This is a genomic window from Deltaproteobacteria bacterium RIFCSPHIGHO2_02_FULL_44_16, from assembly GCA_001798185.1.
In the GTDB taxonomy this organism is placed as follows: domain Bacteria; phylum UBA10199; class UBA10199; order 2-02-FULL-44-16; family 2-02-FULL-44-16; genus 2-02-FULL-44-16.
Map to the genome: position 1 here is coordinate 15,346 of MGRM01000023.1, position 16,930 is coordinate 32,275.

General features: G+C 44.7%; 15 protein-coding genes. 4 read left to right on the forward strand and 11 right to left on the reverse strand.

From position 1 onward, the window contains the following. Positions 1 to 203: 203 nt before the first annotated feature. Positions 204 to 851, reverse strand: a complete 648-nt coding sequence (locus tag A3C46_07605) for a hypothetical protein (protein ID OGQ21751.1) — start codon at positions 849 to 851, stop codon at positions 204 to 206. A gap of 67 nt (positions 852 to 918) precedes the next feature. Further along, positions 919 to 1,800: a site-specific tyrosine recombinase XerD gene (locus tag A3C46_07610; GenBank protein OGQ21792.1), complete on the reverse strand. Its 882-nt coding sequence runs from the start codon at positions 1,798 to 1,800 to the stop codon at positions 919 to 921. Between the two features lie 13 nt (positions 1,801 to 1,813). On the opposite strand from A3C46_07610, the gene A3C46_07615 reads away from it, so the two are divergent. After that, positions 1,814 to 2,626: a hypothetical protein gene (locus tag A3C46_07615; GenBank protein ID OGQ21752.1), complete on the forward strand. Its 813-nt coding sequence runs from the start codon at positions 1,814 to 1,816 to the stop codon at positions 2,624 to 2,626. Next, positions 2,607 to 3,209, forward strand: a complete 603-nt coding sequence (locus A3C46_07620; GenBank protein OGQ21753.1) for a tRNA (guanosine(46)-N7)-methyltransferase TrmB — start codon at positions 2,607 to 2,609, stop codon at positions 3,207 to 3,209. The genes A3C46_07615 and A3C46_07620 overlap by 20 nt, the downstream gene beginning before the upstream one ends. Here A3C46_07620 and A3C46_07625 read toward each other — a convergent pair. Next, positions 3,206 to 4,837: a hypothetical protein gene (locus A3C46_07625; GenBank protein ID OGQ21754.1), complete on the reverse strand. Its 1,632-nt coding sequence runs from the start codon at positions 4,835 to 4,837 to the stop codon at positions 3,206 to 3,208. The genes A3C46_07620 and A3C46_07625 overlap by 4 nt on opposite strands. 271 nt (positions 4,838 to 5,108) lie before the next feature. On the opposite strand from A3C46_07625, the gene A3C46_07630 reads away from it, so the two are divergent. Together A3C46_07630 and A3C46_07635 are read left to right on the forward strand one after the other, a co-directional pair. Beyond that, positions 5,109 to 6,005 carry a hypothetical protein gene (locus tag A3C46_07630; GenBank protein ID OGQ21755.1) on the forward strand — a complete coding sequence of 299 codons (897 nt, stop codon included), beginning with the start codon at positions 5,109 to 5,111 and terminating at the stop codon, positions 6,003 to 6,005. 15 nt (positions 6,006 to 6,020) lie between these two features. Continuing rightward, positions 6,021 to 6,221 (forward strand): hypothetical protein, encoded by a 201-nt coding sequence (locus tag A3C46_07635; GenBank protein ID OGQ21756.1) that lies wholly within the window; start codon positions 6,021 to 6,023, stop codon positions 6,219 to 6,221. Here the strand turns inward: A3C46_07635 and A3C46_07640 are convergent. The 8 genes from A3C46_07640 to A3C46_07675 all read right to left on the reverse strand — a co-directional run bounded on the left by A3C46_07640 (position 6,214) and on the right by A3C46_07675 (position 16,857). Then, positions 6,214 to 6,846 (reverse strand): lipoyl(octanoyl) transferase, encoded by a 633-nt coding sequence (locus A3C46_07640; GenBank protein OGQ21757.1) that lies wholly within the window; start codon positions 6,844 to 6,846, stop codon positions 6,214 to 6,216. The two genes, A3C46_07635 and A3C46_07640, sit on opposite strands and share 8 nt — an antisense overlap. Then, positions 6,843 to 7,400, reverse strand: coding sequence for a hypothetical protein (locus tag A3C46_07645; GenBank protein OGQ21758.1), 558 nt, complete (start codon positions 7,398 to 7,400; stop codon positions 6,843 to 6,845). The genes A3C46_07640 and A3C46_07645 overlap by 4 nt, the downstream gene beginning before the upstream one ends. A 158-nt stretch (positions 7,401 to 7,558) precedes the next feature. Next, positions 7,559 to 8,821: a GTPase HflX gene (locus A3C46_07650; protein ID OGQ21759.1), complete on the reverse strand. Its 1,263-nt coding sequence runs from the start codon at positions 8,819 to 8,821 to the stop codon at positions 7,559 to 7,561. A gap of 4 nt (positions 8,822 to 8,825) precedes the next feature. Next, entirely contained in the window at positions 8,826 to 12,302 is a 3,477-nt protein-coding gene (locus A3C46_07655) for a DNA polymerase III subunit alpha (protein ID OGQ21760.1), read from the reverse strand. Between the two features lie 66 nt (positions 12,303 to 12,368). Next, positions 12,369 to 12,884, reverse strand: a complete 516-nt coding sequence (locus A3C46_07660) for a hypothetical protein (GenBank protein OGQ21761.1) — start codon at positions 12,882 to 12,884, stop codon at positions 12,369 to 12,371. A 236-nt stretch (positions 12,885 to 13,120) separates the two neighbouring features. Further along, positions 13,121 to 13,522, reverse strand: a complete 402-nt coding sequence (locus A3C46_07665) for a hypothetical protein (protein ID OGQ21793.1) — start codon at positions 13,520 to 13,522, stop codon at positions 13,121 to 13,123. A gap of 317 nt (positions 13,523 to 13,839) precedes the next feature. Further along, entirely contained in the window at positions 13,840 to 15,378 is a 1,539-nt protein-coding gene (locus tag A3C46_07670; protein OGQ21762.1) for a glutamine-hydrolyzing GMP synthase, read from the reverse strand. A gap of 9 nt (positions 15,379 to 15,387) precedes the next feature. Next, positions 15,388 to 16,857: an IMP dehydrogenase gene (locus A3C46_07675; GenBank protein OGQ21794.1), complete on the reverse strand. Its 1,470-nt coding sequence runs from the start codon at positions 16,855 to 16,857 to the stop codon at positions 15,388 to 15,390. Positions 16,858 to 16,930: the final 73 nt, after the last annotated feature.

The window sequence follows — 16,930 nt, forward strand, 5'->3', positions numbered from 1 at the left end:
TAGACACGTAAATGCGGTCATAATCGACTCCATCATGTCGAAGTGTATGGTATAGCAAATTAACCTTTCATGAGTATGATGTCATTCCTGCGAAAGCAGGAATCCAGATGTTTATCAGCCTTTCTGGATCCCCGCCTGCGCGAGGATGACAATTATAGAAGCCCCATAGTTTGTTGACGATATCGGACATATGCTGTTTTTCACTAATCACTCAAAAAACTTTCATTGGATATACTTGCTGGTGTATTCAAAATCACGTTCGGAACCATGTCTTCAACATATTCTAGTAATTTTGAAATTGCGTTTAGTGAATCTTTGCCTCGTTCATTTATCCAACTTTGGATATAGTTGTAGTCTGGATTTCCATTTTTATAAACAGCGTCTAATGGGGCTATTGCATCGTAGTAATATTGAGCTCCAGAAACCCGCAATTCCCTCAACCATGACGGCATATTGCTATAAGAATATTTATGAAGTGCTAAATCTTTTGGACTTTTTATTTTTGTGTCGCTTCCTTTTTTAAGCATTTGGCTATCTTCTCGATTTATACTTTGTTGCAATGCATTAATTCTCTTCTGTAAATCTTTCTCCCAAGATTCCAAGTCCACCCGTACTTGAATCACCCAGGAAAGTTTCGGCAGAACTTCTAACTGCCTTTGTATTTTTGCATCATCGATACTTTTCTTGGTTAGAATGGCTGATTTTTTTGTAAAGTGCGTTTGACAAATAACAACAATCAAAGCGATTGTGTTAATAAGCAATGCTACTAATGTCATAACTCCTGTATATGAATTCATTTGATTTAACATACGGAGTATTTCCTCTATCATATTCAAGCCGCCAGTCTGCAATTAATCTCTTTCGCTAGGAAGAATTGTAACCATTACGCGAGAAAATTCAATGAGAGATTCGTGGATATTAACCCCTCGGATGATATTTCTCGTGAAGTTTTTTTAAATGCTGGCGCGTGAGATGCGTATAGATTTGTGTGGTCGCAATGTTGGAGTGACCGAGCATCATCTGCACACTTCGCAAATCCGCACCTCGCTCTAAAAGATGTGTTGCAAATGAATGCCGAAGCATGTGCGGCGTGATCCTTTTTTGAATTCCAGCTTTTCGCGCGCACGCTTTCACAACTCCCCACAAGCGTTGACGCGTCAGCCCTTCTCCCTGCTGTGAAAGAAAAAATTTCTCAGAGCGATGCTTCTCATAGAAACGCGGCCGCACTTCATCGACGTACGTTTGCAATGCCTGCAACGCAATCTTCCCCACAGGAACCAAACGTTCCTTACTCCACTTTCCCATCACACGCACGACACCGGTTTGAAAATCGACACGATCAACGGTCAAACCGGTCATCTCACTGATGCGAAGTCCTGAAGCATAAAAAAGTTGCAAGATGGCAAAATCGCGCTTTCCTAAAATCTCTTTCTGATCAGGCGCTGTCAGGAGCGCATCGACTTCATCGAGTCGAAGAGCGCGTGGAAGTTTTTGGAACTTCGCAGGCGATTCGATAAACTCCATGGGATCACGCTCAATCGCTTTTTCGTGAAGGAGAAAAGAAAAAAAACCGCGAAGCGAAGCAACAATGCGAGCGATACTCCGTGAAGAGAGTTTTTTTTGCGCAAGCTCTGCAAGAAATGGCAAGATATCGGCTTCACGTATGGATGAAAGAGAATTTTCCTCTGCATAAAAATGTTGAAACTTCAGAATATCGGAGGCGTAAGCTTCGAGAGTGTGGGGAGAGAGTCGACGTTCAACTCGCAGCGACGTCAGATAAAGATCAATCAGATCTTGCAAGCCACGCGTTTTCATGAAACGTACTTTATCAGAACAAATGAACATTTTCAAAAAATATAAACTCGGTTTCGAACATATCTTCATCGGAGCACGCTTTCTTTTCAATCAACGCTCTTTGTGGCCCTATGCAATTCTTCCGATGTTGATCAATCTTGTCCTGCTTGGCAGCATGATCGGAACGTTCTCTTTTTTCTATGATGAATCGTATACCTGGCTCGCAGCACAGCTCGGCTCTCTCCATATCGAAAGCCCCAACACGTGGATACTCCATCTTGCCAATGCACTCCTCTGGGTGCTCGACAAACTTTTTCAACTCCTTATCATTCTTTTAAACCTCATTCTCATGCTCCTTCTCTTTTATGCGCTCGGGTTTCTCATTGCCGCCCCCTTTAATGATCTCCTTTCAGAAAAGGTGGAACAACTTGTCACCGGGAATATCTCTTCGCTTCCGTTTTGGAAAAATATCGTGCGAACATTCAAAGCGGAACTTCTGAAGATTCTCTTTTTTCTGGGAATTCCACTTTTTCTCCTGTTGGTGACTACCTTTCCTTTTCTTGGCCCCTCTCTTTATCCGTTCATCACTATTGTTTTTGGCATGTTTGACCTCGGATTTAATTATCTTGATTATCCGATGGCGCGCAGACTTCTCCCTTTTCGGGAACGTCTTCGCTTTGCACGATCGAACACACTTACGGTCGTCGGTTTTGGGCTTCCGTTTGCCATTCCTTTTACGAATTTCTTGTTGATGCCGATACTCGTTGTTGGCGGCACACTTCTTTATTTAAAACTTTCTACCGAACCACGTCATGATCGCCATTCCGTATAAATCTCCTGATCGCCGAACTCGTGCACAATTTCTTTTCCCCGCAAGTGCATCGTGGCAACAAGCTCAAAAGTTGATTGTCGAGATTGGTCCTGGTCGAGGTGATTTTCTTTTTCATCTTGCAAGCACAAACCCCGACGCAATCATCTTAGCAGTTGAAATCAAATCACTTCGAGTGGACAAACTGGTTCGTCGCATTCAGAAACGTGGAATGAAGAATATTATTCTGATTCAGGCTGACGGACGTGATTTTTTGAAGACGTTTTCAGAAAAAATCCATGCCCTCTATATCAACTTCCCTGATCCTTGGCCAAAACAAAGACATAGAGAGAATCGGCTTATGAATCCCCGTTTTCTCTCAAGCATAAATGCTTTACTGACTCCCGGAGGATTTTTTTCATTTACCACAGACGATCAAACCTATGCGACTTATACCTCGCGTCTGCTTCAAAATATTGCAGAGTTCCAATCACTGGAAGAAAAGAGGATGAGCACTTCTGCACCTGATGCGTTTCCCACCTATTTTTCAGAAAAATGGAAAGCAATGGGACGTACCATCTACTATCAACGCTACAAAAAACTTTAACGCATTTCGACAATTTCAAGCATTTTCGCTCGTATCCGATCGGGATCATACGCGGTAATGATCGCATCTGGATAGAGGGTCCCGTCAGATCCAAGGAAAAGAATGGTCGGCCAACCGATCACACTATACTTATCGACAATCGCTTCCACCTCTTCTGTCTCAACCGTAGCATCAATGCGAAGCATGACAAACGCGCGACTCAGTTCAAGAATCTCTTGTCGCGAAAAGAAACGGTGATCGAGTTTCTTACACGGCGGACACCAATCAGCATAGAAATCGATCATGATCGGTTTCTGCAGTTGCTCTGCGAGCGCTAAAGCTTCTGGCTCAGAGGTAAGCCAATCGATCTGCTCAGCGCCTCCTTTTTTCATAAAAAAACCGAGAGGGTCAAATCCTGCAAGCGTGGTGAGATAAAAAATTGCAGGGACGAGAAGCATTACGCCGAGCGTACGTTTGATCCATACCATCCATTTTCCACTCTTGATATGATCGGTGATGGTCGCAAAACCAGATCCGATAATGATAAAGAGTGATCCCATTCCGAGACCGAAAACAACGAGCGCAAGAAAACCAAACGCATAATTTTTTTGAAGCACAACATACGTTAGAAGCGCTGCCAGTACTGGTCCCACACAAGGGGAGGCGATAAAACCGACACCGATTCCGGCAAGGAAGGCGCCAAAATATCCTCGACCTCCGAGCCGATGAAAAAACTGATGTACCGATTGCGGAAGCTGCAGATGAAAAACATCAAAAAGAGAAAGCGCAAACAGAATGAAAACAAGACTGATGATGCCAAGGAAAATGGGCTGCTGAAAGAGAAAACCTAAATTTTTCCCAAGCGCGGCTGCGCCGATTCCCAGTGCGGCATAAATAAGCACCATACCAATGACAAGCGAAAGCGAGAGCCCAACATTTCGATACCATTTATGTTCAGGATGTGTTCCCACCACCGCAAGCACCAGCGGAATCACCGGCCAAACACAAGGAGTAAATGACGTTAAAAAGCCGGCAAGAAAGACAATGAGCAAGGTAAGCCCCATCCCCTGTTCAAGAAGAATCGCAAAGTCATTCGTTCGAATAAGCTCCCAAACGCTGCGCGTTTCTTCTGGGTGGTCACTCGTGGTCGAAACATCCACAGCTTGAGGTGGGACACTCCCCGTCACATTCAAGGTGATTTGAATCTCGTGTGTTTCGGGGCGCAGACAGAGCTTCGGAGTACACCCTTGGAGCATTACGGTCGCAATTAAATCTCGCTCTCCTCCTTCAAAATTCTCTGGAACATGACCATGAATCGTGATGGCCACATCGTGGGTATAGATCGCCACTTCCTTCCCTAAAAATTCATCGAACTTCTTGGTCGGCTTTGGATATTCAATGCGCTCGATCCGAATTCCCTCAAGGCTTTCAAAAAGAACATCAAGCTTTTCAGCGTAGAGATAATGCTCTTCGGGAACCGTGACTCGAAGAGGAACTTCAAAATCTTCACCCGGTTTGACAGCAACACTTAACTCCTTTTCGACCTGAAAAGGAGAAGCAGGCTGCTGAATGGCATGACTGAACGACGACCACAGAAAGAATGAAGCGAAAAAAAGAAAAAGTTTTTTCATAGGGAGTGAAAGATACATGAGATGCTATTGATGAGTCAATTCTCGATTGATTTCAGAAATGTCATTCTTTCGTAGACGGCATGTCGCCGGTTTAAGTGCTGGGGGCCCATCGTGATGAGCGGGTTGTGGAAACCTCGGCCCGAAAGTCTTGTGGCGGGAACGAGGAGGGTCCACAGACCGCGAACTCACGAAAGGGTCAGCACGGTCAGGCGACGTCGTCGAGAAAGAATGTCATGTGATGAATTTGTTCTTGCTGGCGCAGTTCATATTCGATATTTTAGGGGTCTCTATGAATCCTGAAAATAGCTTTATGCTGAAAATGGCGTTTACCGTCGCAGAGAAATTAAAAGCCGATGCTGTCGTGCTTTATGCAGATCCTTTGGAAGATTTAAACTTTCCGTTGAAACTTCCGCGCCGAAAAATTCCGCTTATTCTGCTGAGTCGAAAGAAAAAATTTGAAGCGGAACAAGTCAATGCTGAGAATACAGGACTTCATATTACCTCTGTTATCTCTCTCCCCCGCATTCAAATGACGCGTGTTTCGATCATTAAAGTCGCGACGACACTCGCACTTTCAGGCGATTTTATAAAACCGGGGAATATCGTCGTTTTCGTCGTCGGTCCTCATGATGGAGGATTTCTTGATCTCATCCATATTGTGGACACTTCCAAGGAATCAGAAATCATTACGGGGCGTGGGCTTTCAAAAATCTCCGAGACCGTGAAACCTGAGATATTCCAAGCTGTTCTCAATCTTGCGGTTGAACTCGCGGATAAGGGTCGCGAGGGAAAACCGATCGGCACCATTTTTGTGCTCGGCGATCACGAAAAAGTTTTACAGCTCTCCAAACAAATGATCATTAACCCTTTCAAAGGATATGAAGAGGATGAACGCCACATTCTTCATTCAGGACTAAAGGAAACGATACGAGAATTTTCTGCGCTCGACGGCGCTTTTGTACTTACTGATGAGGGAACAATCTTAACTGCTGGTCGTTATCTCGGAGCAGCGATCGAAGAATCAAATCTTCCTCGCGGTCTCGGAAGTCGTCATCTTGCAGCTGCTGGGATCACGAGCTTGACGAAAGCTATAGCGATCGCTATATCCGAATCCTCCGGTGATGTGCGAATCTTTAAAAACGGTAAGGTCGTCATGCACATTGAAAAAGGGCCTACCAAAAAATAATCGAGGCATCATAAAATGAGTAAAAAAAATGACGAAACCCTTTTTGATCAACGCACCCTTCTCCATCTTCGTCGTCAAGGTGTGATTGATGACAAAAGCTATGAAGCCCATCTCAAAGCTCTTCCCGATTGCGAATCCAATGTTGAATATGTGGAAATGAAAGAAGAACCAAAAAATAAGACTGAAGAAGATGAAGGCTTGGCTTTTTCTATTTAAGAAGAGAAAATAATTCCACTGCCTTTTTTTGTACTACAGTTTTTACTTCCTGCATCTCAGGCACTTTCCCAAGCAGAGCTTCCATTGAGGTCACACCGCAATCGTGAATGCCGCAGGGAACAATGTGACGATAGTGCATCAGATTCGGTGCAACGTTGAGCGCAAAACCGTGAAGAGAAACATCGCGGGAAAAGTGAAGACCCACTGCTGCAATTTTTGCATTGCCAACCCAAATTCCGGGATGATCAGGATCGCGAGTTGCCTGAATACCGTACGCTTCAACCGTTCGCTTGCAGATTTCCTCAACAGCAACTACAAATTCCGCCACACTTTTGTGCACCGAACGAAGTGAACAGATAAAATAACCGACAAGCTGACCTGGGCCATGGTACGTTACTCGTCCACCACGATTCGATTTCATCACCTCAATTCCATCGTGCGCAATCATCTCAGAGGTTGAGAGAAAATCTTCTCCGGTATCGCGCTTTCCCATCGTGAAAACAGGAGGATGCTCAAGCAGAAGAACGGTGTCTTCGATGAGATTTTGAATTCGCTTCTCACGCAGTCCTTCCTGCAACTTCCATGCTTTCATGTAAGGAATAAGACCTAAATCTTGAAACTTCATGTTGCTTTAGCTCGACTGCGCACAACTCCATAACCGATCGTGATGTATTGAATGGCACTGATGATGATCAGAAGTGTCGAAATGACGAGAAAAAAGTACATCCAGGTATACAGTCCACTGTCTGGATGCGCCGAGGAACGATAGATGATAAGACCCAACACAGTTGTTATAAGTTGAAAGAGGGTTGCAAACTTACTCGCATACACCGCTTGATAACGAACATTCGCTTTCACGCGATATAAATAATAAATACCGCTCAAAATCATGACATCGCGCGACAGCGCCAGAAGAAGGAACCAGAGAGGAAGAATCTGAACAAATGTTAAACAGATAAATGCACTTTCCAGTAACAATTTATCCGCAATCGGATCGAGAAAAGCGCCAAAACGAGTTGGCTGCTTCAGAAAGCGAGCAATGCTGCCATCGATTAAGTCGGTGAATCCAGCAACCAAAAAGGAAGCAAGAGCAAGATGAGGACGATCAAAAAGAAATGCCGAAATAAAAACGGGGACCAGCAAGAGCCGCATCAATGTTAAATAATCTGCTACAGTCATAAAGACTCCAACATCAGCTCAAAGTTATGTGTCATTGCGAGGAGCGTGAGCGACGAAGCAATCTCCCGCAACATTAATTTCAGGAGATCGTCACGCCTTTCAGGCTCACGATGACACACAAAACATACTGTAATGTTTCCCTCATATAACATTGTTTCCTACGTTTTCACCAGGAAACTTCGAAACTGTCCAAGAAATTTTGCATGCAATTGACAGTCGACCCACATCCCCTCTCCATCATGATTCACCTTCCAGACATAAGCTAAACGATAGACTTGAGAAAGAACATCTCCACGATTATGCGGAAGAAAAAGAGTCACCCGATGAAAATCTTCCCGAAGCACTTCATCCAAACGAAGCAGCAAGGTATCGAGCCCTTGCCTCTTCAATGCGGAAACAGAGACTGATTCCTCTTCTCCGCGATAGTGAAGTTCACCATCGGCTTTATTCAACACTTGAATGCAAGGTTTGTGACTGAGTTGAAGCTCGGTTAAGACTTGTTCCACCACTTCAATTTGCTGTTCTGCTTCAGGATCCGAGGCATCAATCACGTGGAGCAAAAGATGCGCTTGTTCAATCTCCTCAAATGTCGCGCGAAAAGCTTCAATGAGTTGATGCGGAAGACGACGAATAAATCCGACTGTGTCCGCAATCAGCGCTTCACGCCCTGAAGGGAGTCGAAGTCGGCGAACTTTTGGATCAAGCGTGGCAAAAAGTTTATCCTCCACAAACGCATCAGATCCGGTGATGGCATTGAGTAAGGTTGATTTCCCAGCATTGGTATATCCAACAAGAGAAACAAAAGGAAAGGGAACACTCTCACGTCGAAGACGATGAATTTTGCGATGCGCCTGAATTTCACGAATTTTTTTTCGCAGCACTGTCGCTCGATCTCGAATACGTCTTCGATCAAGCTCGAGCGCTGTTTCACCCGGACCACGCGTTCCAATGCGACCGACTTGCTGAGAAAAGGTCTTTCCATGTCCTACCAGACGAGGAGCTAAATATTCGAGCTGTGCAAGTTCGACTTGCAGTTTTCCCTCACGACTTTGCGCACGAAGAGCGAAGATATCGAGAATCACTGCGGTTCGATCGAGAACTGGAATTCCCCATTCACTTTCCAGATTTCGATTTTGTACTGGTGAAAGTTCATCATCAAGAACGATCAGTTGCGCTTCGACTTTCTTCAGCAACTCTTTCACCTCTTCCATTTTTCCTTTGCCAATAAAGGTCGCGGGGTTTGCTTCACGCACCCGATAACAGATCCGCTCTACTACCCGGCCTTCTGCTGTTGTCACCAGGCGAGCGATTTCATCGAGAGAACGTTCGGCTTGAAGGCGGCTCATATGCGTGCGTTCAATACCGAGAAGAAAGGTCCGTTCATGATGTCCAGAAAATGATCGACGAAAAGGAGAGCTCATATATTTAAGAAGATTGAAACTTGGTCACGTCATGTCCAAAAAGTTTTTCTACCGCGGCAATAAGCTGCGGAGATGGCGCAAGTTTTAAATCATCCGGAAGTTCAAGCACTGTTTCAGATTGTTGTGGTTGCACGAGATGAACATAAGCCGGACATGAACCTTGATGACTGCTCAAAATTGATTTTAATTGTTGCAGATGTTTTTGCGTCGCCTCTTGCGAGCGTAAAAAGAAATGAACACTCGTGGTTAAATAGAGCGGAACTTCTTCGAGAGAATAAATTTTTTCAGCGATCACTTTGACGGTTTCATCCCCAGCATCTGCAACTCCCACCACAAAAATCGGTTTTTCACTTTTCAAGGCGGTGATCGCATCACGATAGACATCGGCAAAAACCACAACCTCCACCACTCCGGTAAGATCTTCGAAACTGACAAACGCCATACGATCCCCGCGCTTTGTCGTAATTTCTCGAAGACGCGTCACGACACCTCCAAAACGGACATGTTGTTTATCTTTCGCTTCGTCGAGAGTAACCGTATTCGATGTGGAATAGATGGCGAGGAGGTCTTCGAATTGTGTCAATGGATGTCCCGTAATATAAAAACCGAGCGAATCCTTTTCATATCCCAAAAGTTGATGTTCTGGCCACTCGTGAACGTGCTCATATCCTTTGCTCTCCTGCGCCATAGTCTGATGTTCAATTTCGGGAATTTCAAAAAGACGCGATTGCCCTGTTTGTCGATCGCGTTGATGACTACTTGCGTGGTTGATCGTTTGATCGATCATGGCCGTGAGTTGTGCGCGCGGAGCTTTCGTAAAATCAAAAGCGCCGCATTTAATAAGACTTTCAATCACACGTTTATTCACTTTTCGTGAATCGACCCGCACACAAAAATCTACAAGAGAATGAAATACATTCCCCTGTTCTCTTGCTTCGACAATACTTTGAACCGCCGCTTCTCCCACATTTTTGACAGCGCCGAGTCCAAAGCGAATCACATTATTTCGCACAATGGAAAAATCGCTTTCACTCTCATTCACATCAGGAGGAAGAATCGTAATCTGATGTGCTCGACAATCTGCAATACTCGCCAGAATTTTATCTGCGTTGCCATGTTCACTCGTAAACAGAGCTGCCATATATTCTGTAGGATAATGACATTTCAAATAAGCCGTCTGATAAGACACAAGCGCGTATGCAGCAGAATGACTTTTGTTAAAACCATACTCAGCAAATTTTGCCATGAGATCAAAAATATGTTCCGCTTTTTTGGGTGTAATTCCCGATGCGATCGCTCCTTGCACAAAACGTTCACGTTGGGCATCCATCTCTTCCGCAATTTTCTTTCCCATCGCGCGACGAAGAAGATCGGCATCACCAAGACTAAATTTGGCAAGTTCACTGGCAATACGCATCACCTGTTCTTGATACAGAATGACGCCATACGTATCCTTCAAGATAGGTTCAAGTTCAGGTAATTCATACCTGATCGCAATCCGTCCGTGTTTCCTATTGATGAAGTCATCCACCATGCCGCTTCCCAGAGGACCCGGTCGAAAAAGAGCGACAAGAGCGACAATATCGCCGAATACGTTCGGTTTCAGTTTGAGAATGAGATCGGTCATCCCCTGACTTTCAAGCTGGAAAATACCGTGCGTATCCCCTTCTGAAAGGCGCCCATAGACCGCAGAATCATCAAGAGGAATTGTATCAATATCGATTTTTTCTCCTCGCACTTTTTCGATAAGACGTAACGTATCATCGATCACGGTAAGCGTTTTTAAACCCAAGAAGTCGAATTTGATCAGACCGATTTTTTCAACAGCCTTCATGTCAAACTGTGTAATGACTTCATCATTTTGACCACGACACAAAGGAACATAATCCGAAAGAGCTTTATCTGAAATCACCACACCTGCTGCATGTGTCGATGCATGACGAGGAAATCCTTCGAGTTTTCTCGCAATCTCGAGAAGTTGTTTCATTTTTGGATTCTCTTCTGCAAGTTCCAAAAGACGTGGCTCAATTTCAAGCGCACTTGCAAGTGTCATCCCAAGCGTTGCGGGGATGAGTTTCGCGATGCGATCGACATCTCCATAAGCCATGCCGAGCACACGCCCCACATCGCGCACCACGGCGCGTGCTTTCATTTTTCCAAAGGTAATAATTTGACTGACGTTTCCATATTTCTTCGCCACATACTGAATCACTTCATCGCGACGGCGCATACAAAAATCGATATCGACGTCAGGCATGCTGATACGTTCGGGATTGAGAAAACGTTCGAAGAGAAGATCATGCGCCAGGGGATCAATATTCGTAATTCCAAGGCAGTAGGCCACGATCGATCCTGCAGCCGAACCTCGTCCAGGACCGACGGGCAAACGTTGGCGACGAGCAAATTCAATAAAGTCAGCAACGATTAAAAAGTAACCTGCAAAACCCATGTTCGTGATCATTTCAAGTTCACGTTCGAGTCGCTTTTCATAGATCTCGCGAATATCTTCGAGAGCGAGTCGGCGTTGGAGGGCAATCTTCGGAAATTTTTCCTGAAGCTTTTCACGAGAGAGTCGTTGTAAATAACTTTTGAGATCTTCGCCTGTGGAGGGTTCAAATTTTGGAAAATGATACGTTTCAAAATCAAATTCGAGATTTAAATGTTTTGAAAGTTCGACGGTATTTGCAATGGCTTCCGGATACATTTCAAAGCGCTTCGACATTTCGTCGGGCGATTTAAAATAAAACTCATCACACGACATTTTCATCCGTTTTTTATCTGAAATATTTTTCCCGGTTTGAATGCAGAGAAGCGCGTCATGTGCTGGTGCGTCTTCGCGACGAAGATAATGAACGTCATTGGTCGCAACAAGCGGCCAACCTTTTTTCTTTCCGAGATCCACGAGCTTTTCATTTACTTTTTGTTGAAGAGAAAGGCCATGATCCATAATTTCAAGATAAAAACGATCTCCAGAGAAAATTTCCGCAAGTCGCTCCGCGAATTTCAGGGCATCTTCATCGCGATCATCAGCAAACAATCCCGGAACCCCACCCTTAAGACAACCTGAGAGGGCTACGAGTCCCGCAGCGTGAGCTGCCAAAAGTTCCATATCAATTCGTGGCTTATAATAAAAACCTTCGAGATAACTTGAGGTAATCAAGCGACAGAGGTTTTGGTAGCCCTCTCTGTTTTTCACGAGCAGTGTCAGGTGAGTCAATAAACTTTGCGAACGAGAGCTGCGCTCTCTTCTCTCTCCTTCTGGAAGAAGATAACACTCACACCCGATAAGCGGTTTAATTCCTGCCTTGGACATGGTCTGATAAAACTCGATCGCCGCAAACAGATTCCCATGATCTGTCAGCGCCAGCGCCGGCATATGGTATTCGCGCGCTTTCTCCGCCAAGCCGGAAATGGAACACGCTCCGTCAAGAAGACTGTAATAGGTATGAACATGAAGATGGACGAAGTTGGAATGGTGCATTGAACATCAGGTCGTACCCTTGAGACTAACGAGAGTCAAGAATCTAAGAACATGCTTTAGAAAAGACTAAATAGGTGTCATCTCGAAAGTCCTAGCGAGGTCGTTTATTTCTATCAAAACCGCATATCCCTCACCTTGCTCAAGAGCGCGTTTGCGTGTAAATACTTGCATCTTATTTTCAACAAGCCTTATTGTGGCTTCAGGATAGACGGAGCGAATGGTTCTTTCGAGAAAGGAAAGAACGGCTTCATCTTGAACACTTTCACAAACAGCGCGTTTTAATTGCCTTGCAAAATTTTTGCGCTCGACTTCAGGAAGATTTCGGAGTGCACCGTTAACAACATCCATGATGCCCGACTTTAAAAGAGAATTACGAAGTTTTTGTACCTGGTGAAAACGACCGCTATAAGGATGCGTTGTTCCAGAAGCAAGAGCCATAAAGAGTTGAAAATCTTCAGGACTTTCAAACGCGTCTTTGTAAAGATTTTCTACATATTCTCCGCATGCGCCTGACATCGTCACCGGTCCAAAATCTTCATAGCCTTCATAGCGTCGAGGATCTATATAATTAATTGCTGCCATACAACCAGTGAAATAGTCCTCTAGGTGTCGTGTTCTCAACAATCTTGTAATTTCAGGTTCTGCCATAATTACCTCCAGAAAGGTTATCTTTCTCTGATTTCATTATCGACAGTAAGTGGATTAAGTTGCTCTCTTATTTATTGTTTATTTATTGTTTACCACTCAATCGTTTTCAGAACTGTATGAACATGAGATGAACAAAATTCGAGTGAGCATATCAAAAAGTGTGTATTCTATTATTTTCTCTTTTTTTCTTCCTCAATGCGTTGCTTGAGGGCATTGACATCCATTTGATCTGATGGACGGATTGTATTTTTTGTTCGAATGAGAAGTTCTTTTGTAGCAGTTGGAATTTTAACATTATCTACTGTAATAAAATCAATATCTGATTTTGCCGCTTCGTAATCAATGCCACAAGCTTTTGCCATCAGATCGACCACAAATTCGTCTGCAATTCTGACGACTTGATATTGTTGAATCTCATAATCTTGTATAAGAGCTATGGCATTATCTGGAAGTGAAGACATCGCCTTTTTGATACGTTGAATATTTCCTGGTGAGGGGTCTATGAGGAGATCGATGTCTTTTGTGCCTCGCGCATAAGCTTGAAGAGCAACAGCAAACCCGCCAATAAGAATATACCGTACTCCAGCATTGTTTAACTCTTTACAGAGTGTGACGAGATCTTCGATTGTCGGAGCGCGTGAGTACTCGCAATTGTTTTGATCATCCATTGATCAGCCTCTTCAAATGATGTGAAATGATAGATACCGCGGGGAACGAGTTGGTTCCCTTGTAGCGTCCAGAGTGTCCGTTGAAGTATTTTCATATCTTCAATAGAATTTTCTTTTCCATGGCGCTTCGTGATTATGCGCATCGATTTTAATAACATATGCAAAGCCTATACTGAAAACACGCTTTCTGCAAAAGATGATTTTTGATTGTTGAGATATCCTTACTCCCACTCAATCGTGGCTGGAGGTTTGGAAGAGATATCATAGACAACACGATTGACCCCTTTCACTTCATTAATAATGCGATTTGAGATCTTGCCAAGAAGATCATAAGGAAGTGGGCTCCAATCAGCAGTCATCCCGTCTAAACTCGTCACCGAACGAATGGCAATCACGTTTTCATACGTTCGCTCATCTCCCATGACACCAACAGTCTTTACGGGTAAGAGCACACAAAATGTCTGCCACGTTTTTTCATACCAGCCGGCAAGCTTTAACTCTTGCATCATAATATCATCTGCTTCACGAAGAATCTCAAGGCGCTCCTCCGTCACCGCATCAAGAATGCGAATCCCAAGCCCTGGACCTGGGAATGGGTGCCGAGAAACTATCTCATCTGGAATACCGAGCTCTCTCCCCACTTCTCTCACTTCATCTTTAAAAAGTTCTCGAAAAGGTTCGAGGAGTTGAAGGTCCATTTTTTCTGGAAGTCCACCGACATTGTGATGTGTTTTGATCGTGGCAGATGGCCCCTTAAAAGAGACCGACTCAATAACATCGGGATAAAGCGTCCCTTGAGCTAAAAATTGAACATTTTTAATTTTCTTTGCCTCTTCTTCAAAGACTTTCACAAATTCATTCCCAATACGTTTTCGTTTTTCCTCTGGGTCCGTCACTCCCGAAAGTACCGAGAGAAAACGTGCTGAAGCATTTACGACATTCAGATTGATCTGAAATGTTTTTCGAAAAATAGCTTCTACTTTTTCTGCTTCATTTTTTCGGAGAAGCCCGTTGTCGATAAAAATACAGGTGAGCTGATCACCGATCGCTTTATGAATCAACAGTGCCGCAACGGAAGAATCGACACCTCCGGAAAGTCCCAAAATAACATGTTGATGAGCAACTTTTTCGCGAATTGCAGGAACTTGAGATTCAATAAAAGAATGCGTAGTCCATGTCGGCTTACAGTTGCAAATGGCGAAGAGAAAATTCGCAAGAAGTGTGGTCCCTTCTGGCGTATGCGTCACCTCAGGATGAAATTGAAGACCGAAAATCTTATTCGCGCTATCAGCAATGACTGCATGTGGAGAATTATCGCTGGAAGCCAAAACACGAAAGCCTTTCGGAAGCTGTCGCACACGATCCCCATGACTCATCCAAACGGGAAGCGGCCATTCTTTGATTCCTAAAAAAAGAGGATGTGATTCATGAGCATGAAGGAATGCGCGTCCAAACTCACGATGAGGAGAAGCTTCGACTTCTCCTCCACCTTCATGCGCCATAGCTTGCATTCCATAACAGATGCCGAGAACAGGAATCCCCAACGTCAAAAGAGCTGGCGCTAGCCTCGGAGCGCCAGGAGCAAAGACGGAGGCAGGACCACCTGAAAGAATAATCCCCTTTGGCGCAAACGCTTTTATAGTTTCCAGTGAAATTGTGCAGGGATGAATTTCACAATAGACATTTAATTCACGCACTCGTCGTGCAATGAGTTGTGTATATTGAGAACCAAAATCGAGAATGAGAATTTTTTGGTCCATGGGCAATGATTAGTGGTCAACCTGATAATTCGGTGCTTCTTTGGTAATAATCACATCATGAACATGCGATTCACGAAGCGCTGCAGATGTAATACGAATAAATTTTGTTTTCGTCTGAAGTTCGTGGATCGTCTTGCATCCCGCATATCCCATACCGGCGCGAAGCCCACCACTGAGTTGATACAGCATGTCACGAAGTCTCCCTCGATAGGGGACACGTCCTTCAATCCCCTCAGGAACGAGCTTTGACAGTTCCCTCACTTCACCTTGCGCATAACGATCTTTACTCCCCTTTTGCATGGCGAGAATTGAACCCATGCCACGATAGACTTTATAACTTCTTCCCTGATACATAATGATTTCGCCAGGAGCCTCTTCTGTTCCGGCGAAAAGCGAACCGATCATTACCGCACTTGCTCCAGCTGCAATGGCTTTTGCGAGATCACCTGAATATTTAATTCCACCATCAGCAATAAGCGGAATATTTCGTTTTTTCGCCACTTCAGCACACGAGGAAATTGCCGTCAGCTGCGGAACTCCGCAACCGGCGACAATGCGAGTGGTGCAAATCGATCCAGGTCCAACGCCCACTTTCACCGCACTCACTCCAGCGTCGATAAGGGCCTGAGTTCCTTCTGCTGTTGCCACATTTCCGGCAATAAGAGCGATATGGGGATGGGCTTTTCGCAGAGATTTCACCATCTCCAAAACACCTTGCGAATGACCATGAGCTGTATCGACCACGAGCAGATCGACTCCAGATGCAATCAGGGCTGCCGCCCTTTTCTGTTCGGCCGCGCCAATTCCTATAGCCGCCCCAACACGGAGTCGCTGAGAAGAGTCTTTCGTGGCACCGGGATGTTCGCGAACACGTTTGATATCACGCGTGGTCATCAGACCCTTTAAGCGAAACTCAGCATCCACAATCGGAAGTTTTTCAATACGATGTTGATGCAGGAGTGCTTTCGCGGCTTCTAAGATAATATCAGGACCACCGACAATGAGTCGCTCGCGTGGTGTCATCACTTCACCCACACGACGCGAAGGATTTTCTTCGAATTGACGATCACGATTAGTGATGAGTCCAATGAGAATGCCCTGATCTACAACCGGGAACCCGGTCACACCCATTTCCCGGGCGAGAGCCCCGATCTCTTCTAACGTTTGATCTGGGGAAACCGTAATGGGATCAGTGACAACTCCCCCTTCATGTTTTTTCACCTTCATCACTTCAAAGGCCTGCTCTTCAATGGACCAATTTTTATGAATGATTCCAATCCCACCCTCTTCTGCAATGGCAATAGCAAGCCGACTTTCGGTCACCGTGTCCATGGCTGCGGAGAGAAAAGGGATGGTCAACGAAATATCATCCGTAAGACGTGTTTTGAGTTCCACTTGTGCGGGCGTAACAGCGCTGTGTGCAGGAACGATGAGAACATCGTCAAATGTAAGGCCTTCTTGAATATTCTCGACCAACATTCGGGGGTCATAATAAAGGAGCTGCGCTCTGTCAAGGGCCTTCACAACTTTTCCTGGCATATACCGATAAGGT